A 24,454-nucleotide genomic window follows, 5' to 3' on the forward strand; every position below is an offset into this window, starting at 1 on the left:
GGCCGTCACCTTCGTCGTGGCAGTGGATGCGATCAAGCTTGAATTCGATGTTCAGGTCTGTCATGGCTGAATACTCCTTTGGTAGTAGTTGCTAATCAACTCCAACGGCACGCTGCGCTTATCGGTGTGCACCAGGGCAATTTAATTGCCAACCCGGATGCGATACCTAACACGGTAGGCCGGGCACCGCGAGAGAGATAGTGAATATTCAGCAGAATTGACCGGAAATATTGGCGCGATTTCGTTGGGGAACCGCTGTGCCGGCAACTCTTGGTGTATTCGCATCGCGGTGTCCCGAGCAACGTACGTCGTCGCGCGCTGCGTCATACGGCCTCCTACACCAGCCGCACGTTGCAGCAAGCAGTAATTTGCCGGTGAATGCATTGCGGCAGCAGCACAAATGACTGATATGACTGGAGGAGGAGCGGGCATGGTCCACACCAATCTTTCGCAAGGTGCACTGCCAATATCAAACTATTTTGCTGGCTGCGTGCGCAACACAGCATTGCCAATTGCTTGGGGTAAGACTGCGTGGGCCCAAAACTCGCCTACCTCCGAGAATGGGGTGTTTTGGTAAGTAGGAAAGCAGCACCAATAACCACTAACGCCAATGCGCTTGGCAGGTACCGCTGACCATGTCGGTGCGCTTGGCAATTTGAGCCCTTAGCAGGCTACAGCAACGCGTTGAAATGACCCCATTGTGTTGCTGCTAGAAAATGACACACATGCAGGGGTGAGGAAAAAGGACTCTCCCGAGTGGTGAGTTCCAACAGGTTGTGCAAATTCCGGTCAGCCACGTGGCTGTCTCGAGTGGCGATTTTCTACCCGGTGACCCTGCTTTTACTTACCGACAGGTTTCCTTGCTGGCAGGGGCGCCTGGGCTCCCCCGACGAAATCGCCAGTGTCTGCGCTTTTCTCGCAAGCGATGACGCCGTTTTGTCAACGGTGCAGCAATTGAAGTCTCAGGTGGCATGACGATCTGAACCTGGCTTAATGGCTTGTTAGCGCAGCGTGCATAGCTGGTGCGCAAAACGCTAACTGTTGCGTTGCGTCTTCAGCTACTTCGGGCGGGGGCAAATCACCCTGCCCACCGCCTAGGTGGTAAGGGGGGCGATTCAGTGCTTTGTCACCGGCGTCGCTAAAAGAGAAGTTTCAGGTACTGATGCATGAAATCCATGCTCAGCTCAGCAGGAACATCAAGCCAAGCTTCGGCAGCACAAACACTATGCAGTTTTCGTCGCTCGTCCGATGGGCAAGTGCGAGGGTTTTCCCGTGGGCTTAATCTGACGTATAAGTCTAATAATATGACTAACTAGTCAAACAAAGTTGGGGAAATCTTGAATTCACAACACGATCTAGATTTAACGAATCCAAGACGCAATCCAGCGCAATGGTTCTGTCTGAAGGGGTGAAAAAGTGATCGTTTGTGTTGTTGGCGGCGCCGGCTTTCTCGGCCGACGAGTAATCCGCAAGCTTGCGGCGAATGGCCACGAGGTGATCTGCATGGACATCGCCCGCGCAGAATTCGGCGATCTTGAGTCTCAGGTCCGCAGTATCCGTACCGATGTCTCAGAGTTTGAGGACGTAATGGCCGCATTCCTCACTTACCGGCCCGAGGTGGTCATCAACCTCGGTTTCCTGGTGGGAGACTTCGCGCCCCGGGCCGCGATGCGGGTGAATATCCTCGGAGCGGACAACTGCTTCGAGGCCGCGCGTCTGGCTGGCGTGGACCGGGTTTTGTTCTGCAGTTCCATTGCAGTCAATGGCGGGCAGCGCCACTACGGTCATCGTCCATTGGTCGAAGACGACGCCCATATCGCTGAAATGCAATATGCGGTGCATAAGGTTTTCAATGAATGGCAAGCCAAGGAATACCGTGAGAAGCACGGCATGACGATCACCGCCGTTCGTCCAGGCAACATCTCCGGAACAGACAAGCTGTTGGGCTCGATGGACCATGTGGCCTGCATTGTGAATCCGGCCAGAGGAGAATGCGTGCAGTTCAAGTACCGAGACCAGATGCGGTCCATTGTCTACGCCGACGATGTGGCGGAAGTCTTCGTTCGCATTGCAGAAAAGCGCCGGCCCGACTTTCCCGTCTACAACACCGGGGGCGAGTCCCTGAGTCTTGGTCAGCTTGCTGAGATCGTTAGAAAGCATATCCCCGACGCCGATATCACATTCGAGCATGAGACCGGTGGCCACGTGAAGGAAAAAGACGCCGTGGCCTACATGTACGACCACTCGCGCGTGCTGAAGGAGTTCGGCGTTGAGTACCTGCCGTACGAAACGCGGGTCGCACGGATGATCGAAATGGTTCGTAACGGGACAGCCCTCGACTGATTGCCTTGGAAGTTTCTCGATGATCCAAACCCTTACACCTGTGGGCGTGACCGAAGACGCCACCGCAGAGGCGCAGTCTGTCCTTCGGACAATTCAAGACCGGTGGAACCAGGCTGGGCTGACCTGGGATGTCGAAGCACTCGCAGCGATGTATACGCCAGACGCAGTGATGTATGGCGGCCGACCTGGCATGTCAATTGGCAATGCTGGAATGCGGCGGTACTTTGACTCTTACACAGACATTCTGGCCTCGACCCGGCTGGAATTCAAAGATCAGATCATGATCCGACTCGCGCCCGACATTTACCTGGCGCAGGGCTGTGGTGATTTTCAGTTCTGGCTGAAGGGCGGTAAACAGACCGGGACGACCATGCGCACCTCGTTGGTTTTAGTGGAACGTGGCCAGGAGTGGAAGATCCTTCAGCATCACTTTTCTCCAATCCCTGACCAACCGTCAATTCCGCAATGACTTGAGGTAAATCAAACCGGACCTGAACGTGCGAGACCGACGGCACAGGACAGATGCAACCTTTAGCCCGAGTCGACGGATTTCTTCGGAGAGCGCATGCACGCAAACCGATCACCCCGATCCTGTCTCCTGTATCTCGCATCGAGGTGAGGTACCGGCCCATCGATGGCCCGAAATGTGTGCTCGATCGCCGCCATGCCGGTCTTGAGATTCCTGGCTGAGTCTTTCAAGGCATTGCAATACCCAGCGGCCGACACCTTCATAGACGCATCCATGTCAGCGAATTTCGATTCGCTTCATCTACCCGGGTTGGCGCGCCGCCAACTGCACGCTCCTTGAGACCGCGGGAACGACCTGAATCGAGAGGGCGCGAGCTTATTTACAGAGCGAAGAAATCACGTGAAGAGCTCGACCCCAGACTCATTTTCCGGAAACAAAAGAAGGCAAGGGTTTTCCCGATGACTCAATCTGACAGATAAGTCTAATATTGTGACTATAAAGTCAAATAAAATGCAAAGACAACGGGCTTCAGCACGCGATCGATGGAGCCGTCACCATGTAAGCAGTCATCCTGTGCAGTCACAGTTTGCAGTTTCCCTGTGACGGTTTTTGGGTCCGATGGCTTGCAGAACATCGACATCCGTAGTCAAGATTCTTAGATCGTATTTGTCCCCACAGGAAAGAAACGTCCATGTCGTTCAAACATCTCTTTACGCCCCTGCAAATCGGGCAGATGACCGTACGTAACCGAATCGTCCTTCCGCCGCATGGCGTCTTCTTCGCAGCGGGTTATGGAAGCAATACCGACCGCGTAGCGGACTACCACATTGAGCGAGCAAAAGGCGGTGTCGGCCTGATCGTGATGTCCAACTTCATCGTCCCACCTTCCTACAAGAAGTATGGAAGCTGGGGCGGGGCGCTGGAACTGACCCAGCTCGGTGGCCTCGACTCCGCAAACGACGAGCAACTTTTGCCCACGTACCGGCGCTTGATCGACGGCGTTCATGACAATGGTGCGAAATTCATCTCTCAGCTCAATGCGGGCGGACGGCAGTTCTTTGGTCCGGGCACCATCAACTACAACATGCCGCTTCTGGCGCCGTCGCCCATTGCATGTCCAAAGACCAAGCAGATCCCGAAAGAGATGGAGGTTGAGGATATCGAGGAGCACGTGGAGACGTATGTGAACGCCGCCATCAATATGTCCAAGGCCGGCGCCGATGGGGTGGAAATCTTCGCGGCCCAAGGCTATCTTCTGCACGAATTTCTCTCACCCGTAAGCAATCATCGAACCGACGCTTACGGCGGCAGCCTCGAGAACCGCATGCGGTTTCTCATTGACGCTCTCAAAGGCATCCGTCAGGTCATGGGCCCCAAGTTCGTGCTGGGTGTGCGTATGAACGGTAGCGATTTCGAACCGACCGGTATTGATTTGTCCATGGCGTGCGAAATCGCCAAAAGGCTGGCCGAGGCTGGACTGGTTGACTACCTCAACATCAGCGGCATGACTTACCTCCAGTATCCAGGCTGGATCGCCGACATGACCGCGCCAGAAGCCCAGTTCGCGGATCTGGCAAAAGACATCCGCTCAGCCGTTCCTGGCATTCCCATCTGTGTCGTTTCACGGGTCGGCTCGCCGGAGCTGGCTGAAAGTGTTCTTGTCCAAGGAAAGGCAGATCTTGTTGGCATGTGCCGCGCGTTGATCTCGGACCCGGAACTTCCGAACAAGGCGCTTCGAGGTGACCTCGACGATATCCGTGCATGCACCTATTCAAACCAGTCCTGCCTGATGGGCGTTTCATCTGGCAAGGGCGTGGCCTGCCTTCATAACGTGGCTGTGGGCAGAGAGGCACAACTGGGCATGGGCACGATGCGGCCGGCCAAGAAGCAAAAACGCGTGGTGGTCGTCGGTGGAGGCCCTGCAGGAATGGCAGCCGCCCGGATCGCCAGCGAGCGCGGCCATCACGTCACTCTTCTGGAAAAAGCGGCTGAGCTTGGTGGGCAAAACCGGATGACGGCAAAGATGGTAACCCGCAAAAACTTCATCGAGGTCACGCGCTGGCAGTCACACCGCCTGACAAAAATGAAGGCAGATGTGCGACTGGGCTTCACGGCAACCCGGGAGGCGATCCTCGCACTTAAGCCCGACGCCGTGATCGTGGCGACTGGCTCCAAACCGCAGAAGACAGGCCTCTCAAGTTCCCGTCCGGCGATACTGACCATTCCGGGGATGGACCAGACGAATGTGCTCACGGTGTGGGACGTATTCAAGCAGCCCGAGACCATCGGCCGAAACGTGGTTCTCATTGATGAGGATCCGCACTTTTCTGGAATCTATGTTGCCGAGCATCTTGCCGATAAAGGCCACACGGTTGAGATCGTGACCTCGCACTTTTTCGCGGGGCGCGATCTTGGCGTCGATCACGCGCGTGAGGTCTACAAGAGGCTCGGTGAAAAGGGCGTCAAGGTCCGCAGCTCATTGTTTTTAAACGGAGTCGCAGGTCACGAGGTCGAGCTTGAAGACAAATACAGCGGTGAAGTGACGAAGCTCAGCGGAATTGACACGGTCATCCTGGCGATGGGGAATGTCGCCGAAAACGACCTCTACCGCGACCTCAAAGGTGAAGTCGAAGAGCTTTACGCGATCGGTGACGCCATAGCGCCGCGGCGCATTGATGACGCCGTGCAGGACGGCGAGCGAATTGGATGGATGATTTGAAGCGGGGATCCGTATGACATCGTCATCGCTGTGTCTGTGAGCGAGTCGAATCTGGATCTCATCTAAATGCGACTGGCCCTGAAACCGGCGCCCCGCAACCCATTCATCTGCTCAATAGCCACAAGGAAAACACCATCATGGGTTCGCAAGAAACTTCAATCTCCCGGAAAGCCGTGGTCACCGGGGCTGGGCGGGGCCTCGGACGCGCCATGGCGCTGGGCCTGCTCAACGCCGGCCACTCTGTCCTTATCGTCGATCAGCGCAAAGAGGCGGTGCAGGACACGCTGGACATCGCCAGAAATTCAGGTCAAGGTGATCGTGCCTTTGGCCTTGCCTTGGATCTGACAGAGAAGGATGCGGTTTCCAAAGTCCTGGCTGCTGCGGACAACGACCTCGGAGGCATCGAGATTCTTGTAAATAACGCTGGCATCGGTCCGGACGCCCTCGGCAAGAACTACCTGAACGACCCACCCAAATTCGAGGAGGTGCCTGATGACCTCGTCCGGCTCTTCTTCAACGTCAACGGAGTGGCGCCCCTGCTGCTCGCCATGCACGCGACCCGACGCATGCGCAGGGCAGGCTGGGGACGGATCGTCAATGTGACGACCAGCAACGACTCGATGATGCGGCCAGGCTTTGTGCCGTACGGCGGGTCCAAGGCCTCGCTCGAAGCCCATTCTGCGGCAATGGCGCAGGAGCTCGAGGGAAGTGGCATCACGGTCAACGTCATCGTACCCGGGGGGGCGGCGGACACGGCAATGGTCCCCAACGACATGGGTTTTGACCGAAGCACTCTGGTTCAACCCGAGGCCATGGTGCCGCCCCTGTTGTGGTTCGTCGGCGAAGGGCCTGGTTCTCCGAACGGCAAACGCGTGGTGGCTGCAACGTGGACGCCCGAAGCAGACGCCACGGGCCACGAGTCGGTGCGGCCCATTGGCTGGCCGGGTATTGGCAGCAAGGCCATCACTCCTGACACCAAAGTGTGAATTCGTCAGTTGACAGGCGCCGCGACCCATGAAACCGATCGCGGCTTAACAAACTAAAAGGAGACTGTTATGCTTTTGCTCGGACGTTCAATTGGAAAGACATTACTTGCTGCAATCGTGCTGGCATCATCTGCCAGCTCCTGGGCTCAATATCCAACAAAGCCGATCACGCTGGTCTCGCCGTATGTGGGAGGCGTGCCTGACGCGCTGCCACGGCTGATTGCAGAACAGCTCAGCAAAGAGCTCGGGCAACCGGTGCTTGTCGAGCCCAAGCCTGGAGCCAATGGGATCATTGCGGCCAATGATGTCATCGGCGCGAAGCCTGATGGTTATCGACTGCTGTTCGCAGGAAATGGTGCCCTCACGGTCGCCCCCGCGATGATGACGAAGGTTCCCTATGACGCGGTGAAAGACCTCACGCCATTGGCTGCGCCAATGCAGTTATTCCTGTACTACTACCTGAGCAAATCCGTGCCTGCAAAGACGTTTGCAGAATTCGTCGAGTTGGCCCGCAAGAACCCCGGCAAATATTTCTACGCGGCGATGTCGGGAACAAGCTATCTGGGCCAAGCCTATATGTTCAACTCATTGAACATCAAAGTTGAGCCGGTTCAGTACAAGGGGGAAGCGCCGGGTGTTCTGGATCTGGTCAGTGGTCGAGTTGATATTCTCATAGGAACGCCGTCCGTCTATGAATATGTGAAATCCGGACAGATCCTCGCCGTCGCAAACATTCGCAGCGAACGCAGCCCAATGCCGGGATTGTCCGAAGTGCCCACCCTGAAAGAGCTGGGGTTTTCGAGTGTCGATAAGTTTCCGGCTCCCTGGTTCTCGATTTTTGGGCCAGCCAAGTTGCCAGAACCGATTGCGAAGAAGTTAGCAGACGCGATTCGAAAGGTCATGAACAATCCCGCCAACAAAAAGACCTTCGAAGATATGCAGATCACATACAAGGATATGCCTCAGAACGAGCTGGCCAACACATTTCGTGATGATCGTGACTTCTATATCAAGGCAGTCAACGATGCAGGCATTCCGAAGCAATAGCCGGAACTGATTGTCAAATCGAATGTACAGACTTGACGGAAAAGTGGCCTTCGTCACGGGGGCCGCTGGCGGAATCGGTCGAAGCATATGCGAGCGCTTCCTGGCAGAAGGTGCACGTGTGATTGCAGCCGATATCGACGTGACACTTGCTGCCAATGCCGTCGCAGGTGCGCCGCCAGGACAAGCCTTTGCCCTGGGATGCGATGTCACAAAGGGCCTTGATGTCCGGGTTGCCGTCGAACGTGCGATGGAAGCTTTCGGCAAGATCAATGTTCTGTGCAACCTTGCAGGTGGTTCCACACCGGACGACGCGAGGGTGACAGATGCGCCCGAGGAAGAGTTCTGGCGTGCGATCAAGCTGGATCTGTTTGGAACATTCCTCTGTTGCAAACACGCACTGCCGGAAATGATCAAGGCGGGCGGCGGCTCCGTGATCAACATGACGTCGATAGTGGCGCTCATCGCATTGCCCGGTCGTGACTGCTACACCGCGGCCAAAGGTGGGGTGTCAGCTCTCACGCGCTCTATGGCGGCCGAATATGCCGAATATGCGATACGGGTCAACGCCATCGCTGCAGGTGTGACCCTCACTCCAAGGGTGGCGGCCAGGATGGCCGATGGTTGGGGATCTAGCCAGCTGGCAGATCGCCACCTACTTGGCTTTGTCGAGCCGGAGGATGTGGCGCAAATGGCGGTTTATCTTGCGTCGGATGAATCCCGTCGGGTCACTGCGCAAATCCTGTCTGTCGACAGCGGCGCGGCCTCGGTCATGAATTGAGTCCGGATTTTCGTGCAGATCGACTGAGAGGTTTCGACAGCTAGCAGTCCACGTGTGTCAGCATTTTTGGCTGTCAGGATGAACCTGGTTTGCAGGGCGACCTTTTTGATTCTCAAATGAAGGAAAAGCAAATGGCGATGGTGGGAAATGATCCGGTCTGGTTTATCACCGGTTGTTCTACCGGCTTCGGCCGTGAATTGGCCGAACTCATTCTGGCCAGGGGAGGGCGGGCGGTTGTCACAGCGCGCGATCCAGCCACGCTACAGGATCTGATCGCAGCACACGGCGATCGCACTCTGGCTTTGCGACTGGACGTCACGAAGCCCGACCAGATTGCGGTTGCCGTGCGCGATGCGGAACACAGGTTTGGCAGAATCGATGTGCTGGTCAATAACGCCGGCTACGGTTACCTTACGGCTTTCGAAGAGGGTGACGACACCGAGTACCGAAAGTTGTTTGAAACGAACCTGTTCGGCTTGATTGCCATGACGCAGGCTGTCTTGCCCGGGATGCGCAAGCGAAGGCAGGGGCATATTCTGAATATGTCCTCGATATTCGGATTCGTCGGGATTGCCAGTGCTTCGTTCTACGCAGCCACGAAATTCGCAATCGAGGGCATTTCCGAATCGGCAGCAGGGGAGCTGAACCCTCTGGGGATTGCTGTCACCATTGTTGCTCCTACCAGTTTCCGCACCGATTTTGCCGGGCACTCCCTGCACGCGGCCAAGGAATCAATCACCGATTACGCAGAAACCGCCGGAGCCCGAATTTCCCACGTGCGCAAAAATGATGGCAAGCAGGCCGGCGATCCGAAACGGGCGGCGGCGGCCATCATCGAGGCCGTACATGCGGCTGAGCCACCGCTGAGGCTGTTCCTCGGGAGCGACGCTGTCGAGCGCGCGCAAGCAAAAATTGCCACGGTGAGTGAAGAAATAAAAAAATGGGAATCCGTGTCACGAGGGGCCGATTTCCCCAAAGGCGAGTAGCTCACGCCGGCCCCACGGGCAGTTGGCACCGCGCCGCGGGGTCAACCGCACAGGTGACGGCATCCAATCCAGCCTCAAAGCACTTTGGAGGTGGCACTCGCTGGCGCATGCAATGCGCCGGCTCCCGTATTTTGACAATCCTGTTGTGTACTTCTTCCGCTCCCGCTGATCTCGTAAGGCGTCGTTTCCGCTTTCAGCAACTGATCATCCGCCCATGATGGAGAAGGGCGCGTTGCCATTTCAAGCACTAAAGAAACCGCACGATGTCTGACTGTTTATTCAAGGGTTTTCACTTACTAATGACGCAGACAAAACGTTATCTTATTGGTTGACACTACAGTCGAAAGAAATTACAATAAAGTCAGAAATATGGCGCGGGATGTGACCGATTCGGCTCTTAGTGGCTTGCCGAGAAGTCACTCTCCTGACATGCATCAGGCGGTGTCGATGGGCCGACAAAGATTCACGCTTTGCACACACAACGAGACAAGCATACAAATGAGCGATTCAATTCCTTACTACTGCAAGTCGCTGGACTGGGATCAACTGATCGAGGACTATCCTCCGCCGCCGCTGTATGCGAGCAAGGTGGGAGTCCTGTCCGCTGACGCGCTTTACGCTCTGCAGAACAAGCGGTTTCTTGCTCGGGTGAAGGAGGGCTGGGATGTGCCCTTTTATCGTGAGCGTTGGAGCCGCGCCGGGCTCCAGCCTGGTGACATCAAAAGCCTAGCCGATATCCAGAAGATCCCGACTTTCAACAGCGATGACTTGAAAGCTGCGATTGAAGCAGCGCCTCCCTTCGGGAGTCATCACCCTTTTGGCCTTGCCGGGTTCGGCAAGATGCCGCTCAAAATTCAGACCAGTGGCGGCACCACTGGCATGCCACGTGTCACATTGTTTGACCCCCTGGCGTGGGAAGTCCAGGGCATTCAGACAGCGCGCGGGTTTTACGCCCAAGGGGCCCGCCCTGGCGACATCATTCAGATACCGTATACGGCGTCCCTGTCAAACTCCGGCTGGTCCGCCAACACCGCCGTTTTCAACTGGCTGGGAGCGGTTCCCCTCACGACCGGCGCCGGCAACGTCACTTCCAGTGAGCGTCAACTGGAATATGCGAAGGCATGGGGAACGAACGGTTGGTATGCCCAAGGCGACTATCTCGGACGTCTGACCCACGTTGCGAAAGAGATGGGATTCGATCTGCGGCAACTGCCCACGAAGTACCTGTACACCTTCCTCGGCCCCGATACCGACGGAAGTCTGCGTCAAGGGCTTGAAGATGCTTGGGGCGCCCCTGTCTACGACAACTATGGGTCGCACGAGGCCGGACTGGTGGCGTGGGAGTGCACGCATCAGAACCACAAACACATCAATGAAGACACAAGCTACGTCGAGATCTGTGATGTCGACGGCAAGCTGCTTCCTGACGGCGAACCGGGTAGCACGGTCATTACCAGCCTGTACCGATCCGTGCCGCCGTTTATTCGCTACGACCAGCGCGATCGAATGACCACTTACCCACGGTCCCAATGCGCCTGCGGGATTTCGACGCGCAAGCTGTCGGCCCTGTTTGGGCGCATTGACGAGATGGTCAAGTTGCGCGGAACCAATATCTATCCCATGAGTTGCCAGGGTGCGGTGAAAAAAGATGCACGCACGACTGGTGAATTCCTTTGCGTGGTTCAGTACCTTGGCGAGGGACTTGGCAAGCGCGAGGAAATGATCGTCAGGGTCGAGCGTCGCTCCATCGACGTCGATGCGGAACTCCTTTCGGCAGATCTGGCGGCAGCGTTGAAAAAAGATCTGGGCGCGCGCGTTGCCGTCGAAGTGGTGGAGATGGGGGCACTGGACGAATTCACCAAGTCAAGCGACAAGCCCCGTCGGTTGCTTGATCTTCGCAAGAGGTAGACAGCGGGGACATTTTCATAACCAAATAATTGGAGACAAATATGTTGATAAAAAGTAAGTCCATCCTGTGGGCTGCATGTGCAGCTACATCAATAAACCTCCTCGGCACGATGCTTTCGCCAGCGCTTGCCCAGGAGAAAAAGACGAGCGATTCCATTGTGCTTGGCGTCATCGAAGATCGCTCTGGAACGGCCAGTTTTTTCTCGCAGGAGGCGGTGAAGGCTGTCAAGGTGTTCGTAGAGTCAATCAACAAGGGCGAGTTGGGATACGCTGGTCCTGTCGTGGGAAACACGCCCGGTATCCTCGGCAAGCCCGTGCAGGTGCTTTATGAGGATGACGAAAACAACCCCAACGTCACCATCGTGAAATCGAGGCGCCTTGTCGAGCGGGGTGCAAACGTCCTCCTCTTCCTCTCAGGTTCTGGTGCGACTGCCCAGGGACGGGTTGTCTGTAGCGAACAAAAAATCCTCTGCATTGCTCCGACCAATACAAATTCCCGCTTGGTGCAGGCGCCGAATGATGACTACATCTTTACGGTGGCTCCTCAGAATGAGTTGGGCGCAACTGCCTATATCAATGCATGGAAGAAACTCGGGTTCAAGAAGGTCGCCGTGATCTCCGATACTTCGGGAACGAGCCGGGCGGTTGCGGATTCCTACCGGAAGACGTGGGAGATAGCGGGTTTCACGACGGTAGCAGATGAACAGGTTGAGATTGGCTCTTCCGACGTTAACTCTCCTGTCCTGCGGATGAAGGAGCAAAAGCCCGACGTAGTGTTTGACGCCATTTCCTCCCCTACCGAGCAGGCAGCGCTCTACAAGAGCTTGGCTCGCTTCGGCGTGCCGGCTCAGCGCTGGGCCAATAGCGGCCTGTCGGTCACGCCGAAGATCTGGGAACTTGCCGGAGACACGGTCAATGGCACATTGGTCGTCGATCCCAGCGGCCCCAGTAACCCGAACACGGCACAGATCAAGAAGGTCTATACAGCGAGATATGGTGCTGACACCTTCATCTGGGTGCAAGCCGCTGTGTGGGATGGCTTGATGTTGATCAAAACTGCCGCCAATGCTGCGAAGTCGACCGACGGCACGAAACTTCGCGATGCCGTCGAGAGCGTCTCGAACTTTCCTTCAGCCTTGGGTCAGGCCGGTAACACGCTGAGCTTCGCCAAGGGCAAGCACAACGGTGCGAGCGAGAAGATGCTCGTAGTCATCCAGTTCGCCAATCAGAAGCCTTCGGTGCTGTGGTCGGTTTACCAGCCATCGAAGTAGAGCCCGAAAATGATCTTCGGAATTGTTTGGTCCGGGCTTGGCGCGGGCGCTCTGTATGGCCTGGTGGCGCTTGGGTACTTCTTGTTCATTCGCGCGACGACGGCCGTCAACTTCTCGATTGGTGCCAGCGTCATGTTTGCGGGCATGTCCATGGCCCGGCTGGTTGGCGAGGGGTCAAGCCCGTGGCTGCTTGGCGCTGCGATTGCGCTTGCCTCGGCGGTAGTCCTGGTATGGATCGCTGAAGCAGCCATTCTTCGGCCCATCATGGCCCGAAGCAGCGACGACTTTGGCGCGGTGGTTGCGATCGTTGCGCTGATGTTCGTGATCGAGCAGTCGGCGGGCTTGGTTTTTGGAAAACGGCCCATCACATCGCGCATGCTGTTCGAAACTGTCTATACGGTAGGAGACAGCATCATCGAATCGCGGCTCGTCTGGTCGCTGGCCATTTCAGTATGCGTTTTCGCCGTCACTTCCGCGTGGCTCAAGCATGGGCGCTATGGCCGAATGCTCCGAGCTGTTGGGGACAACGAGCCGGCCGCCAAAGTGCTGGGCCTTCCGATCCGGCGTATCAAATTTGCGGCGGTACTGGCGACAGGGCTCGTCTGCGGAATCGCAGGTATCTTGCAGGTTTCCCAGGTACCACTGAATTTTCATTCCCATCTGAGCTTTGCGATCACGGGCTTCATCGCGTTTGTCATTGGAGGTAGTGCCAACGCGTGGGCGGGTCTGGTAGGCGGTTTGATACTAGGGCTGATCGAAGCGCTGTCCATGTGGTACCTGGGCGGTGGCGCGCGCGACTATGTGTTGTTGGCGCTGGTTCTGCTTATTTTCTCGGTCAGGCCCGAGGGAATCTTCACTGTTCGGGTGAGAACATGAACACGTCAAATCAGCTGACCGCTAACGGACGGCCTTCGGAATTTCGCCGGACATTGAACACAACGCTGCGTCTCGAGGCTGGTTCGGGGTTTGCCCTCATGGCCATGTTCGTACTTTTTGTGGGCAGCGCGGTTTATCGACAAGACCTTGCGATCCTGGTCATCATCTATGCGCTGTTGGCCTTGGGGATGTACGTGCCGCTCGCACTTGGAGGTCGACTTTCACTGGCTTACAACGCCTACTTCGCTATCGGTGCCTATTCTGTCGCCCTTATGGGCCAGCACGGACCTTCAGGTTTGTGGTTGGCTCCGATCATGGGCATAGCACTCTCCATGGTCACCGCTACCCTGCTTGGAATGGTCACTGCACGTCTTTCCGGCTTTCACCTGGCCGTGGCRACGATGATGTTTGGCGTGGCGGTTTTCACGTGGCTGGTACGTACCGTTAGCGTGACCGGTGGTCTTGAAGGAATTGGGAACATCCAAAGGCTGGTGTTGTTGGGGAAGGTGATGGGTCGGACGGAGCTGATCGTGGCTGGCTCGCTGCTGGTTTGGCTGATCGCTTGCGGGATCGCGCGCTTCAGGGCGTCGTTCGTCGGCATTGCACTACGCACGCAGCGCGAGTCGGCGCCTGCGGCATTGGCTTGCGGCGTCCCGGTTGCCGCCCTGCAGACGATCGGCCTGGCTCTTGGTGCAGGGATCGCGTCGCTCGCTGGCGTTTTTCTGGCGTTGATGAATCAATTTGTCTTGCCCGAATCCTTTGCTGTCAAAGTCGTTTTTCTGGTGCTGTTCATGCCAATTCTTGGCGGTATGTCTACGCCATGGGGGTCTGTTCTGGGCGCACTGATCGTCGTCGTGGTCACGCTTGGCTATGATTTCTTCGCAGGCCCTGGAGTGCTGACCTTTGGCGTGCTCGCGCTGGTAATCCTTCTGGTTGCTCCTAAAGGCGTTCTGGGTTTGATCGGTGGTCTTCTTGGGAAGTTTGGTTTGGGACGGACTTTCAGGCGGGGGCACGTATGAACGAGCTTCGATGCCAGGAGCTCTTCAAGTCCTACGGTGGAGTGAAAGTTCTGCAGGGCGTGAATCTGCATGTGCGAAGTGGCGAAATACTGGGCTTGGTGGGGGCAAATGGGGCCGGCAAATCCACTTTGATTGACATCGTCTCTGGCCAGCAATCGCAGGACTCCGGTGCAATCTATCTGGGGCAGGACCTGACGACGGGAGTCAATCCTGTTTACCGGTCACGCCAAGGGTTGGCGCGGACCTTCCAGCACCCTCAACTGGCCCGTGAGTTGACGCTCCGGGAAAACGTGATCACGGGTTGCACCGTGAAAAAACTGGGCGGGATGGGCCAGATTTTTGCGGAAGTCGTCAAGGGGATCTTCCATCCCTATGACGATTGCTTCACAGATGCTGAAGCAGTCTGCCGCAGGGTCGCGCTGAAGGACATTGATCGCATCGCATCCGATGTCACCTTTGGCGAATACCGGCTCGTGGAGATCGCGCGCGTTCTTATGCAGGAGCCAAAAGTTGTTCTTTTGGACGAACCGTTCTCCGGTGTTGGTGACAGCGGAATCGAGGGAATCATTGAAGCGCTCCAAGAGCTGCGTAGTTCAGGTTGTGCCGTTCTCCTGGTCGACCACAACATCGACCTGCTGGCACCGCTGGTCGATCGAATGGCTCTTCTGTCGCAAGGACAGATCGTTATCGATAGCGACGTCAAGACATGCCTCGACAGTCAGGTGTTCCGGCGAACATACATAGGAGTCCACTAGATGGCAGGGATGTCCGTATTGAAGGCAACCGGTTTAGCCGTGCGGTACGGCAATGTCGAAGCCGTGAGCCAAGCTAGCATCGTTGCAGAACCCGGAACGGTCACGGCGATCGTTGGCCCCAATGGTGCGGGCAAGAGCAGTCTGTTTCATGCACTTGTTGGCGGGATTAAGCAGGCGTCAGGCGAAGTAGTGCTTGCGGGCCAGTCGCTTAGTGGCCTTGATCCCACTGCGCGGGCGAAGGCTGGACTTGTACTCGTTCCCCAGGGGCGGCAAGTGTTTCCTCGTCTAACGGTGGAGGAGAACCTGCAGGTCATGAAGGACGCGCTCTCGCTGGGATCGGATAAGGTGGCAGGTGCCTTGCAGCGCTTTCCCATCCTCCACGAACGAAGGAATGTTTCCGCTGGGAAGCTGAGCGGTGGAGAGCAGCAAATGCTTGCGTTGGCCAGGGCACTGATGACAAGCCCCAAGACCCTGTTGCTCGACGAGCCGATGCTTGGTCTCGCACCAGTGATCGTGGAGCAGGTGGTCCAGGTCATCAAGCAACTAGCTGAAGATGGCATCGCGGTCATCATTGCCGAGCCCTCGATTCGCTTGATTGGGCGTCAGGTTGACCGCGGATACGTTCTCATCCGAGGCACCATGTCCGACGAGGTGCATGGCCTGGGCGCCCTCGAAGCGGAATATCTGCGCCTCTTGGGAATGTCCGACCCAAGTAACGATGCTCATGAAACAACCTCCAAGGTGCTATGACTTCGACCGGCATCCTGTGTGGGAAATTTTTCTTCTTCACTGAAAACTAATGGCTACTCACTATTTCAGGATGTCTGACGGGACCAGGATCGCAGCCGACATAGGCGGGGCGCGCCTGAACCCTTCGGTCATCCTCCTGCATGGCGGAGGACAAACTCGACATTCTTGGCGAGGCACGATGGTTGAATTGGTAAAGCGCGGATTTCATGTGATCAGCCTCGACGCAAGAGGGCATGGCGAAAGCGATTGGTCGGTCGCAGGGAACTACAGCCTTAGCGTTCTGTCCGGGGATCTGCAGGAGGTCATGGGGACGCTTTCGACGAAGCCCGCGTTGATTGGCGCCTCGATGGGTGGGATGACCGCCATTCACGCGATCGGGCAGGCGCCCAATGTCGCCAGCGCGCTTGTCCTGGTGGATGTCGTACCGAGCATAGAAAGATCTGGGGCGAAGAAGATCCTGGACTTCCTTCATCGTCACGAGTCAGGATTCGATTCGCTGCACGAAGCAGCCGATGCGGTCTCTGACTACAACCCTACCCGTCCGCGCCCTAGAGATCACAGAGGCCTCATGAAGAACCTCAGACGGCACACCGACGGGCGGTTTTACTGGCATTGGGATCCCGATTTCTTCAGGAGATCCGATCTGGTGCAACCTCACCGGTTGACCTCGGATCTGCATCGACTGTGCCAGCGTATCAAAGTACCCGCACTACTGGTACGGGGAACCCACAGCGAGGTCGTTACCGACGAGGGCGTGCAAGTGCTACGCGAATACTTGCCGCAACTGGAGGTATTCGAGGTCAAGGGGGCGGGCCACATGATTCCCGGGGACCGCAACGAAATATTCAATGTCGGGACTCTCGACTTCCTCAACAAGCATTTTTCACGGGGCGCAAGAGTAGCTGAGTAGAGCTCCATGGTGCGATAAGTCGCCCCCGGGCAATCGCTGGTTCGATACGCTCAAAAAACTGACAACAAAGTCCAGTAAATAAACCAATGAGTCAATATATTAAATGAAAGGAAATCATGATTAAAGGCATCTACGGAATCAACATCGCCGTACGCGATCTTGAAAAGGCTACGCTGAATTACGAGATGGCGTTCGGCGTCAAGAGTCAGCCAGTCGGTGAGGAGGGCTTTGCGTTTCCTGGTTTGCTGGGCTCGGCGTTCAATCTCAATGGGTTTCACTTGAATCTGATCGCTTCCAAAGACGAGAACACCTCCGTTGCAAAATTCCTCGACCAGAAGGGTGAGGGAGTTTTCCTGCTATCTGTCGAGGTCGATGAATTCGACTCCGACGTCGAGAGGTTTCGGGCGAAAGGTTTCAACCCGCTGCTAAAGTCATCGGCCAAAGGTGCTTTTGGGGCAGTGAATTTCCTTCACCCCAAGCAGCTGCACGGCGTTCAGGTTGAGATATATGAGCCAAGCGCTTGAGCCACCGATGCGAATAGTCGGATCCGAAGCAGAACTGAACGGGCGACTAGTGCACCTGGTCGAATTCAAGTGGCTGATGATCGGAATGGGATGGCGGGTAGATATTTCACGCTTCGAACGTGATCCCTCCTATGCAAGCGTCTGCATCGAACGTGGACTGCGTGCGGTACCTCCATCACTGCGCGAGCGTATGAGAAAACTGCTTCCATTTCTGGGGTCCCCAACGCCTGGCGTGATTTCCTGGCATTGCAGAGAAGCAGTAGCAGGACGAAAGAAATGACCGCCCTAGCCCTCGTCTCGCTCGCCGATCTGCGTAAACGTGTCGGTTCCGAACTCGGAATTTCCCCGTGGCATTCGATTGAGCAGAGTCGGATCAACGCGTTCGCCGACGTCACCGAAGACTGGCAATTCATACACGTAGATGCGGACCGCGCCCGAAGTGAAGGCGGATTCGGAGGGACGATTGCGCACGGATTTCTCAGTCTTTCGCTGCTCAGCATGCTCGCTGGTGAAGCCGTACCTCCGGTCGAGGGCGTTCTGATGTCAGTGAATTATGGCTTCGACAGAGTTCGATTTCTGTCACCGATCTCCAGTGGATCTAGATTGCGCGGGCGGTTCATTTTGCAGGAGCTTGCTGAGCAAGACGAAGGGCGCATTCGGATCGTATACCGAGTGACCGTCGAAGTTGAAGGGGACGATCGACCGGCATTGATCGCTGATTGGATCGTTTTATGCCAATTTAAGTAAACAACCTAAAGGAAAAGAAATGAGCATTCGTTTTGATGATCGCATCGCTATCGTGACGGGCGCTGGATCTGGACTTGGTCGAGCACACGCTATGGGCCTGGCCGCTCGTGGCGCCATGGTCGTTGTAAACGACCTCTCACTGGAGGCTGCCGGAAAAGTCGCGGACGAGATCCGCAGTGCGGGAGGCCAGGCGCTTCCTCTTGCTGCCAGTGTCAGTGATTTCGAGCAGGTTCAAGAGATGGTCAACAAGACCGTTTCGATGTGGGGCCGTGTCGATGTGCTGGTCAACAATGCCGGCATTCTTCGGGACAAGACTTTCGCCAAAGGCAGCTTGGCAGACTTCAAATTGATTCTGGACGTTCATCTGATGGGTTCCGTTAACTGCTCGAAAGCGGTTTGGGAAATCATGCGTGAACAACGTTATGGACGGATTGTGATGACCACTTCTGCGTCTGGTATCTATGGAAACTTCGGCCAATCCAACTATGGCGCTGCGAAGTCAGGCGTAGTGGGGTTGATGAATGTCCTGGCGATGGAGGGTGCAAAGAACGGGATCAAGGTCAACTCCTTGGCCCCAAGCGCTGCGACGCCGATGACCGAAGGAATTCTCTCCAAAGATGACCTGACCTGGCTCGCTCCCGAAACTGTTACCCCTGGATTGTTGTTTCTTGTCAGTGAGGAGGCGCCGACCGGCGTCATCCTTGGCGCGGGGGCCGGGTGCTTTGCAGTGGCCCAAATGATCGAAAGCGAGGGAGTCGTGCTTTCCGGTGATCAACTGAGTCCGGAAGGCATTGCGGAACGCTTCGACGAAATCGCGGATATGAATGGTTCCAGGCGCATAGCCGATGCGATCGAACAAAGTGTCCGGTATGTGCGCAAGGCCGTTGCTGCGCGGCAAAACTCAATGGAGACAACATGAAGCAGAAATCATTGAAGTGCGGCTTTTTTTGCGCATTGGTCGCAGCTTCGTTCGGACTCGTCGCAACTTCAGCCCTAGCTGCGGATGAGTACCCGAACAAGCCCGTCCGCATCATCGTGCCAGCCGCTACTGGAGGCGGACTCGACCTGACGACGCGGCTGATTGCCATCAAAATGGCGGAAAAACTTGGGCAGCCGGTGGTCGTGGATAACCGGCCGGGCGACGGAACCATGATAGGCACTCGCGTCGCGAAAGACGCGCCCGCCGACGGCTACACGGTGTTGGCTCAGGCCCCAAGCTTTTCGCTTGCGCCTTACATAAGGCTCAATCCCGGCTTCGATCCGGTGAAGGACTTCACAGGCTTGGGCAACATGCTCACCTTGCCGGTTGTTCTGTTGGTTGGCGCCGATCAACCAGATAAGAGCGTCAAGGACCTTGTGACGCGTGCCAAGACATCCAAGCTGAACTATTCAACTGGCGGGCCGGGTACGCCGCAAGAGATTGCCGCGGCGCAATTTCTTCAGGCAGCAGGCATCAAAGACGCGACGGAGATCAAATACAAGGGATCTGGACCCGCCCAACCGGATATTGCGGCGGGTCGCGTTGATTTCGGCTTTGATGCGTATGTGGGAACGAAAGGATTTATCGACGGCGCCAGGATGAGACCTCTGGCAGTGACTTCGGCCAACCGATTGGTCCCATTGCCGAACGTTCCGACCTTCATGGAGTTGGGCTACAACTTCACCCACAACATGTGGCTCGGCTTGGTTGTGCGCACCGGTACTCCTAAGGCCGCCATACAGCGTCTTTCCGCTGCATTGAAGTATGCACAGGAGAGCAAGGACCTGAGCGAGCGCTTTCGTGCAGAAGGATCTGATCCGACCTATACCAGCCCCGAGGCATGGACTGAATACCTTCGGAAGGAATATGTGGACATGGGAAAGCTGGCGTCTGAGCTGAAGTACGAGAAACAGTAGGCTTTTGAAGCTACCGCTTTCTCCTGCCCCCAGTCCTCTCCGTGTCGCCACCACGTAGTTGAATGCTGTAGTCGTCAAGGACGGCCAGCAACCCTGCTTTTTACCGTTAGCGCGTGCGAGCCTCAGGAGTCACGCGGCGCGAAATACAAACAAGGATGCTCATGAACGCTTTGAAGGGAAAAGTCGCGCTGGTAACCGGCGCTGGAGCGGGCATAGGCGAGGCAATTGCACTTGCCTATGCGTGCGAGGGTGCCCGTCTGGCGGTGATTGACATCAATGGTGAATGGGCTATCCGAACAGCCAATAAGGTAGCTGCCAAGGGAACGTCCGTTATTGCCATTCAGTCTGATTGCGGAGACTTGGCAAACATTGGCGCCATGGTGGCGCGCTCGGTCAAGGAGTTCGGCCGAATCGACATCGTTGTGAACAACGCCGGAGTCACGCGTCCCGCATACATCATGGATCTCGTGGAGGACGATTGGGATCACACCTTCCGGATCAATGCCAAGGGCGTGTTCTTCTGCATTCAGGCCGCTGCGCGAGAAATGATCAGGCAGGGACATGGTGGGCGAATCATCAACATCGCATCGACCGGCGGTAGAGGCGCTCCCGGGACTTCCAATGCGGTTTATGCCGCGAGCAAAGGCGCCGTTATCGCCCTGACCAAAACAGCAGCGCAGCAGCTGGGGCGCCATGACATCAATGTCAATTCAATCTGCCCGGGCGCAACACTTACAGAGCTCGCGTTGAGCGTCCTCGAATCAAGGGCTCAGGAACGCCGTATGACCAAGGAAGAAATCGTGTTGGATGCACAAAAAATGATACCCATTGGCCGCGCCAACACGCCTGAGGATATAGCGGCGATGGCAGTATTTCTAGCCTCTAGTGGCGCTAGAAACATTACCGGCCAATGCTACAACGTCGACGGTGGGTTGGTCACAAGCTGAATCCAGACGTAGCTTCCACAAGAACTGACTTATCTAACCACTCACTTTTAATTATTCTGGAGCATCAAATGCCTAACTTATTTGAACCCATGAAACTAGGATTAGTCGAAATCTCGAATCGGATCTTGATGGCGCCCCTGACGCGGGCACGTTGCACCGCCGATCACGTGCCCACGCCCATGATGATCGAGTACTACCGGCAGCGCGCAGGAGCTGGCCTTGTGATTTCGGAGGCAACGGGAATTTCGCTTGAGGGACTTGGCTGGCCTAATGCCCCTGGGATATGGAACCAGGAACAAATTGACGCCTGGAGGCTGATCACATCTGTGGTGCATGAACAAGAGGGGAAGATATTCTGCCAACTTTGGCATATGGGGCGAATGGTCCATCCGAGTCTTCCGGGCCGTGGCCAGCCCGTATCGTCATCGGCGACATCTTTTCCGGGGCTTATTCGAACCTATGAAGGAAAGTTGCCTTCCGCCGAAGCCCGCGAGCTTTCGCATGCGGACATTAAAAGGATCTGCAATGACTATCATGTCGCAGCTTCGAATGCGATCGAGGCCGGATTCGATGGCGTGGAGATTCATGCTGCCAACGGTTACCTCATCGATCAGTTCTTGCGTGACAGCGTAAATTTCAGGACTGACGAATACGGCGGAACAGTGGAAAACCGAATTCGTTTCTTGTGTGAGGTAGTGGCTTCGGTCGTGAATTCGGTAGGCGCTCAGCGGACTGCGGTACGGCTCTCACCAAACGAAGAACGTCAAGGTGTGAACGACAGCAACCCGCAGCCGTTGTTTGAGGCTGCGGCTAGAGCGCTCTCGGAACTAGGGATCGCGTTCCTTGAGGTGCGTGAACCTGGATTTTCTGGCACCAACGGAAAAGCAGAAAGGCCTCCGATTGCCCCTTACATGCGCAAGGCGTTCAACGGCAAATTTGTGCTGAACTCTGACTTCGATGGCTTCAAGGCCCAAGCTGCTCTGGATGCCGGGCTGGCCGACGCGATCTCATTTGGCCGCCCGTTTATCTCGAATCCAGATCTCCCCAAACGGATTGCCGCAAATTTGCCGCTTGCGCCAGACAACATGGCTACCTGGTATGTCGGCGGGACACCAGGATACACCGACTATCCGACTGCTTCCTGAGTTTTGCGGTAGCGCCGGCGCCGCACTGTTGATCGGTGCGGTCGCCACAATGTCTTCGGCTTATTGACATTTAAGTCAATTTTGTTTACAACTACGGCCACAAGCGATCCAGTTTTAGTAACAAGATTAACGAAAAGTCGTCGTGAACAAAAAAACCAAAGGAAGAATCCGGGTCAACGAGAACAAAGAACTTCAGCGGCGGACTGTGCTCATTGCGGCAGCCAATCTTTTCAGTGAAAAGGGGTATGCCGGCACGAGCTTGGCCGACCTGGCTGGTGCGCTGGAAATAAGCCGCCCGGCGCTCTACTACTACTTTGTCAACAAGGAAGAGATCCTGACTTCGATGGTTGAGGAGGTGACGCTGGCCATCAAGGAGATGGGAGAGAGCATGGCGGATGACAAGCGTGATCCGGCGGAGACGCTCTACGAAATGGTAAAGAACAACGCCCGTTTCGTTCTGAACAACGCCGTCCTCTTCAAGGTAATCGATCGTTCAGAAAATTTCTTTCCTGAAAAAACGCGGCTTGTGAATGCTCAGGGCAGGCGGGCAATTTTCGACAAGTTCAAGGCTGTCATAGAGCGCGGCATCAAAAGTGGACATTTCAAGAAAATGAATCCATCCATTGGCGCGTTTGCAGTTCTTGGAATCTACAACTGGTCCGCATGGTGGTATCAGCCAGGCGGTGCCTTGAATGATGAAGAAGTCGCAGCCCAAATTGCAGCCATGGCGCTGGCATCGGTACGCCAGGACGGCAAAGGTTCTTCAAAGCTGGATGAACTGCGCCCCGCATTGGCGTCAGTCCAGGATGCCCTTGATCAACTGACCCGGATTGTCGCGCCGACCAAAGGCAAGTAGAAACCGCCGGCCGACCAACGTGTAGACGGCTACTACGGGCGTCCAAGACAGGTCCGTGCGCGAGATGGTCGAAACGCACCGACCTAACTGACGACTCACTTGCTGAGCGCCATACCCATTGCTTCGTCAATTTGATCTCGACGTGGAAAAGTACGTCCATAAGGTTGACTTGGAAGTCAAAATAAATTACACTAACGTCAGTTTCGAGGCGTTTTGCAAAGACCCTGACCCGACGCTGCTTGAAATGCCAACAAGTTATTTCTAAATCGTTGTGTGAGCAGTGACTAGTGCGGCACTCCAGCGAATCCACTCCAAAGGAAAAAATGTCATGACCGATGCCGTAATTGTGTCCACAGCCCGCACGCCAATTGGTAAAGCGTTTCGAGGCGCGTTCAATGACACCAAGTCGCCGACCTTGATGGCGCATGCTATCCAGCATGCGGTACTACGCGCCGGGATTGAGCCAGATCGCATCGAGGACGCCGTTATCGGAACGGTGCTTGGTGCGGGCACCTCAGGTTGGAACATTGCTCGCCAGGCTGTATTCGCGTCGGGGCTGCCAGTTGCGGTCAGCGCCCAAACCATTGACCGTCAGTGCGCATCCGGTCTCATGGCAATTGCAACCGCCGCAAAGCAGGTCATCTTTGACGGCATGGAAGTCGTTATTGCAGGCGGGCAGGAGAACATCTCGGCGGTCCAGAATCGCTACTACGAGTGGGCGAACGCGGAGCAGGATCCAAACGTTATTCGCGCCCAACCGAACTCCTACATGCCGATGCTGGACACGGCCGAGTTCGTTGCGCGCAAGTACAGCATCTCCCGTGAGCAGCAGGATGAATATTCATTTCAGTCCCAGCAACGGACCGCCAGGGCGCAGGCTGAAGGCCGCTTTAACGACGAAATCGTTCCGATCACCACCACGATGTTGACGAAGGATAAGCAAACCGGAGAAGTGCTTCGCACGGAAGTTACCCTGAACAAGGATGAAGGCAACCGCCCTAGTACAACGCTGGAATCCCTGGCGGGCCTTAAGCCTGTCATCGAGGGCGGCGTCATCACGGCAGGCAATGCCAGCCAACTGTCGGACGGTGCCAGCGCGTGCGTGGTTATGAGCGACAAGCTGGCACAACAGCGCGGCCTCACACCGCTGGGTATCTACCGCGGAATGGCGGTGGCCGGAAATGCGCCCGAGGAAATGGGAATTGGCCCGATTTATGCCATTCCCAAGCTTCTCAAACTGCACGGCCTGAAGGTTCAGGACATCGGTCTGTGGGAACTCAACGAGGCATTCGCCTGCCAGGCGCTGTATTGCCGAGACAAGCTGGGTATTGACCCGGCGACGTACAACGTCAACGGCGGCAGCGTATCCATTGGCCATCCTTACGGAATGACAGGCGCTCGCCTGGCCGGCCACGCGATGATCGAGGGCAAGCGCCGCGGCGCACGTTATGCGGTGGTGACCATGTGTATTGGCGGCGGCATGGGTGCCGCTGCACTATTTGAAATCGCCTGACGAGTGCTG

At 56.1% G+C, this 24,454-nt stretch carries 22 protein-coding genes; all 22 read left to right on the forward strand.

The genetic code is table 11. From position 1 onward, the window contains the following. Window positions 1–1,416: 1,416 nt before the first annotated feature. The 22 genes from AC1DUB_RS23930 to AC1DUB_RS24035 all read left to right on the forward strand — a co-directional run bounded on the left by AC1DUB_RS23930 (window position 1,417) and on the right by AC1DUB_RS24035 (window position 24,445). Window positions 1,417–2,343 carry an NAD-dependent epimerase/dehydratase family protein gene (locus AC1DUB_RS23930; RefSeq protein ID WP_477731653.1) on the forward strand — a complete coding sequence of 309 codons (927 nt, stop codon included), beginning with the start codon at window positions 1,417–1,419 and terminating at the stop codon, window positions 2,341–2,343. 19 nt (window positions 2,344–2,362) lie between these two features. Then, window positions 2,363–2,812: a YybH family protein gene (locus tag AC1DUB_RS23935; protein WP_477731654.1), complete on the forward strand. Its 450-nt coding sequence runs from the start codon at window positions 2,363–2,365 to the stop codon at window positions 2,810–2,812. Window positions 2,813–3,503: 691 nt separating this feature from the next. Then, window positions 3,504–5,531, forward strand: coding sequence for an FAD-dependent oxidoreductase (locus tag AC1DUB_RS23940; RefSeq protein ID WP_477731655.1), 2,028 nt, complete (start codon window positions 3,504–3,506; stop codon window positions 5,529–5,531). 137 nt (window positions 5,532–5,668) lie between these two features. Beyond that, window positions 5,669–6,517, forward strand: a complete 849-nt coding sequence (locus tag AC1DUB_RS23945) for an SDR family NAD(P)-dependent oxidoreductase (protein WP_477731656.1) — start codon at window positions 5,669–5,671, stop codon at window positions 6,515–6,517. 69 nt (window positions 6,518–6,586) lie between these two features. Further along, a complete protein-coding gene (locus AC1DUB_RS23950) occupies window positions 6,587–7,564 on the forward strand; it encodes a Bug family tripartite tricarboxylate transporter substrate binding protein (protein WP_477731657.1) in 978 nt (325 codons plus the stop codon). 22 nt (window positions 7,565–7,586) lie between these two features. Next, entirely contained in the window at window positions 7,587–8,342 is a 756-nt protein-coding gene (locus tag AC1DUB_RS23955) for an SDR family NAD(P)-dependent oxidoreductase (RefSeq protein ID WP_477731658.1), read from the forward strand. A gap of 116 nt (window positions 8,343–8,458) precedes the next feature. Next, on the forward strand, window positions 8,459–9,328 hold the full coding sequence (locus AC1DUB_RS23960; protein ID WP_477731659.1) for an oxidoreductase: 870 nt from the start codon (window positions 8,459–8,461) through the stop codon (window positions 9,326–9,328). A 498-nt stretch (window positions 9,329–9,826) separates the two neighbouring features. Continuing rightward, entirely contained in the window at window positions 9,827–11,236 is a 1,410-nt protein-coding gene (locus tag AC1DUB_RS23965; RefSeq protein ID WP_477731660.1) for a phenylacetate--CoA ligase family protein, read from the forward strand. 41 nt (window positions 11,237–11,277) lie between these two features. After that, a complete protein-coding gene (locus AC1DUB_RS23970) occupies window positions 11,278–12,507 on the forward strand; it encodes an ABC transporter substrate-binding protein (RefSeq protein WP_477731661.1) in 1,230 nt (409 codons plus the stop codon). 9 nt (window positions 12,508–12,516) lie between these two features. Then, window positions 12,517–13,383: a branched-chain amino acid ABC transporter permease gene (locus AC1DUB_RS23975; RefSeq protein ID WP_477731662.1), complete on the forward strand. Its 867-nt coding sequence runs from the start codon at window positions 12,517–12,519 to the stop codon at window positions 13,381–13,383. After that, window positions 13,380–14,402, forward strand: coding sequence for a branched-chain amino acid ABC transporter permease (locus tag AC1DUB_RS23980; RefSeq protein ID WP_477731663.1), 1,023 nt, complete (start codon window positions 13,380–13,382; stop codon window positions 14,400–14,402). The genes AC1DUB_RS23975 and AC1DUB_RS23980 overlap by 4 nt, the downstream gene beginning before the upstream one ends. Further along, complete coding sequence (locus AC1DUB_RS23985; protein WP_477731664.1) at window positions 14,399–15,157, forward strand: ATP-binding cassette domain-containing protein; 759 nt, start codon at window positions 14,399–14,401, stop codon at window positions 15,155–15,157. The genes AC1DUB_RS23980 and AC1DUB_RS23985 overlap by 4 nt, the downstream gene beginning before the upstream one ends. After that, window positions 15,158–15,907: an ABC transporter ATP-binding protein gene (locus AC1DUB_RS23990; protein WP_477731665.1), complete on the forward strand. Its 750-nt coding sequence runs from the start codon at window positions 15,158–15,160 to the stop codon at window positions 15,905–15,907. Window positions 15,908–15,977: 70 nt separating this feature from the next. Then, entirely contained in the window at window positions 15,978–16,817 is an 840-nt protein-coding gene (locus AC1DUB_RS23995) for an alpha/beta fold hydrolase (protein WP_477731691.1), read from the forward strand. 116 nt (window positions 16,818–16,933) lie between these two features. Continuing rightward, entirely contained in the window at window positions 16,934–17,341 is a 408-nt protein-coding gene (locus tag AC1DUB_RS24000) for a VOC family protein (RefSeq protein ID WP_477731666.1), read from the forward strand. Window positions 17,342–17,617: 276 nt separating this feature from the next. Continuing rightward, complete coding sequence (locus tag AC1DUB_RS24005; protein WP_477731667.1) at window positions 17,618–18,088, forward strand: MaoC family dehydratase; 471 nt, start codon at window positions 17,618–17,620, stop codon at window positions 18,086–18,088. Window positions 18,089–18,107: 19 nt separating this feature from the next. Beyond that, entirely contained in the window at window positions 18,108–19,007 is a 900-nt protein-coding gene (locus AC1DUB_RS24010; protein WP_477731668.1) for an SDR family NAD(P)-dependent oxidoreductase, read from the forward strand. Beyond that, window positions 19,004–19,984, forward strand: coding sequence for a Bug family tripartite tricarboxylate transporter substrate binding protein (locus AC1DUB_RS24015; RefSeq protein ID WP_477731669.1), 981 nt, complete (start codon window positions 19,004–19,006; stop codon window positions 19,982–19,984). The genes AC1DUB_RS24010 and AC1DUB_RS24015 overlap by 4 nt, the downstream gene beginning before the upstream one ends. Before the next feature lie 161 nt (window positions 19,985–20,145). Beyond that, entirely contained in the window at window positions 20,146–20,931 is a 786-nt protein-coding gene (locus AC1DUB_RS24020; RefSeq protein ID WP_477731670.1) for an SDR family NAD(P)-dependent oxidoreductase, read from the forward strand. Window positions 20,932–20,999: 68 nt separating this feature from the next. Next, window positions 21,000–22,076 (forward strand): alkene reductase, encoded by a 1,077-nt coding sequence (locus AC1DUB_RS24025; protein ID WP_477731671.1) that lies wholly within the window; start codon window positions 21,000–21,002, stop codon window positions 22,074–22,076. A 142-nt stretch (window positions 22,077–22,218) separates the two neighbouring features. Further along, window positions 22,219–22,932 (forward strand): TetR/AcrR family transcriptional regulator, encoded by a 714-nt coding sequence (locus tag AC1DUB_RS24030; RefSeq protein ID WP_477731672.1) that lies wholly within the window; start codon window positions 22,219–22,221, stop codon window positions 22,930–22,932. Window positions 22,933–23,260: 328 nt separating this feature from the next. Then, entirely contained in the window at window positions 23,261–24,445 is a 1,185-nt protein-coding gene (locus AC1DUB_RS24035) for an acetyl-CoA C-acyltransferase (RefSeq protein WP_477731673.1), read from the forward strand. Window positions 24,446–24,454: the final 9 nt, after the last annotated feature.

It is taken from the genome of Polaromonas sp. P4_F9, assembly GCF_056401235.1.

Excerpts from the sequence above, each read along its gene's own strand:
- AC1DUB_RS23935 (WP_477731654.1), top strand. The coding sequence starts at position 2,363 with ATGATCCAAACCCTTACACCTGTGGGCGTGACCGAAGACGCCACCGCA.
- AC1DUB_RS23940 (WP_477731655.1), top strand. The coding sequence starts at position 3,504 with ATGTCGTTCAAACATCTCTTTACGCCCCTGCAAATCGGGCAGATGACC.
- AC1DUB_RS23945 (WP_477731656.1), top strand. The coding sequence starts at position 5,669 with ATGGGTTCGCAAGAAACTTCAATCTCCCGGAAAGCCGTGGTCACCGGG.
- AC1DUB_RS23950 (WP_477731657.1), top strand. The coding sequence starts at position 6,587 with ATGCTTTTGCTCGGACGTTCAATTGGAAAGACATTACTTGCTGCAATC.
- AC1DUB_RS23955 (WP_477731658.1), top strand. The coding sequence starts at position 7,587 with ATGTACAGACTTGACGGAAAAGTGGCCTTCGTCACGGGGGCCGCTGGC.
- AC1DUB_RS23960 (WP_477731659.1), top strand. The coding sequence starts at position 8,459 with ATGAAGGAAAAGCAAATGGCGATGGTGGGAAATGATCCGGTCTGGTTT.
- AC1DUB_RS23965 (WP_477731660.1), top strand. The coding sequence starts at position 9,827 with ATGAGCGATTCAATTCCTTACTACTGCAAGTCGCTGGACTGGGATCAA.
- AC1DUB_RS23970 (WP_477731661.1), top strand. The coding sequence starts at position 11,278 with ATGTTGATAAAAAGTAAGTCCATCCTGTGGGCTGCATGTGCAGCTACA.
- AC1DUB_RS23975 (WP_477731662.1), top strand. The coding sequence starts at position 12,517 with ATGATCTTCGGAATTGTTTGGTCCGGGCTTGGCGCGGGCGCTCTGTAT.
- AC1DUB_RS23985 (WP_477731664.1), top strand. The coding sequence starts at position 14,399 with ATGAACGAGCTTCGATGCCAGGAGCTCTTCAAGTCCTACGGTGGAGTG.
- AC1DUB_RS23990 (WP_477731665.1), top strand. The coding sequence starts at position 15,158 with ATGGCAGGGATGTCCGTATTGAAGGCAACCGGTTTAGCCGTGCGGTAC.
- AC1DUB_RS23995 (WP_477731691.1), top strand. The coding sequence starts at position 15,978 with ATGTCTGACGGGACCAGGATCGCAGCCGACATAGGCGGGGCGCGCCTG.
- AC1DUB_RS24000 (WP_477731666.1), top strand. The coding sequence starts at position 16,934 with ATGATTAAAGGCATCTACGGAATCAACATCGCCGTACGCGATCTTGAA.
- AC1DUB_RS24005 (WP_477731667.1), top strand. The coding sequence starts at position 17,618 with ATGACCGCCCTAGCCCTCGTCTCGCTCGCCGATCTGCGTAAACGTGTC.
- AC1DUB_RS24010 (WP_477731668.1), top strand. The coding sequence starts at position 18,108 with ATGAGCATTCGTTTTGATGATCGCATCGCTATCGTGACGGGCGCTGGA.
- AC1DUB_RS24015 (WP_477731669.1), top strand. The coding sequence starts at position 19,004 with ATGAAGCAGAAATCATTGAAGTGCGGCTTTTTTTGCGCATTGGTCGCA.
- AC1DUB_RS24020 (WP_477731670.1), top strand. The coding sequence starts at position 20,146 with ATGAACGCTTTGAAGGGAAAAGTCGCGCTGGTAACCGGCGCTGGAGCG.
- AC1DUB_RS24025 (WP_477731671.1), top strand. The coding sequence starts at position 21,000 with ATGCCTAACTTATTTGAACCCATGAAACTAGGATTAGTCGAAATCTCG.
- AC1DUB_RS24035 (WP_477731673.1), top strand. The coding sequence starts at position 23,261 with ATGACCGATGCCGTAATTGTGTCCACAGCCCGCACGCCAATTGGTAAA.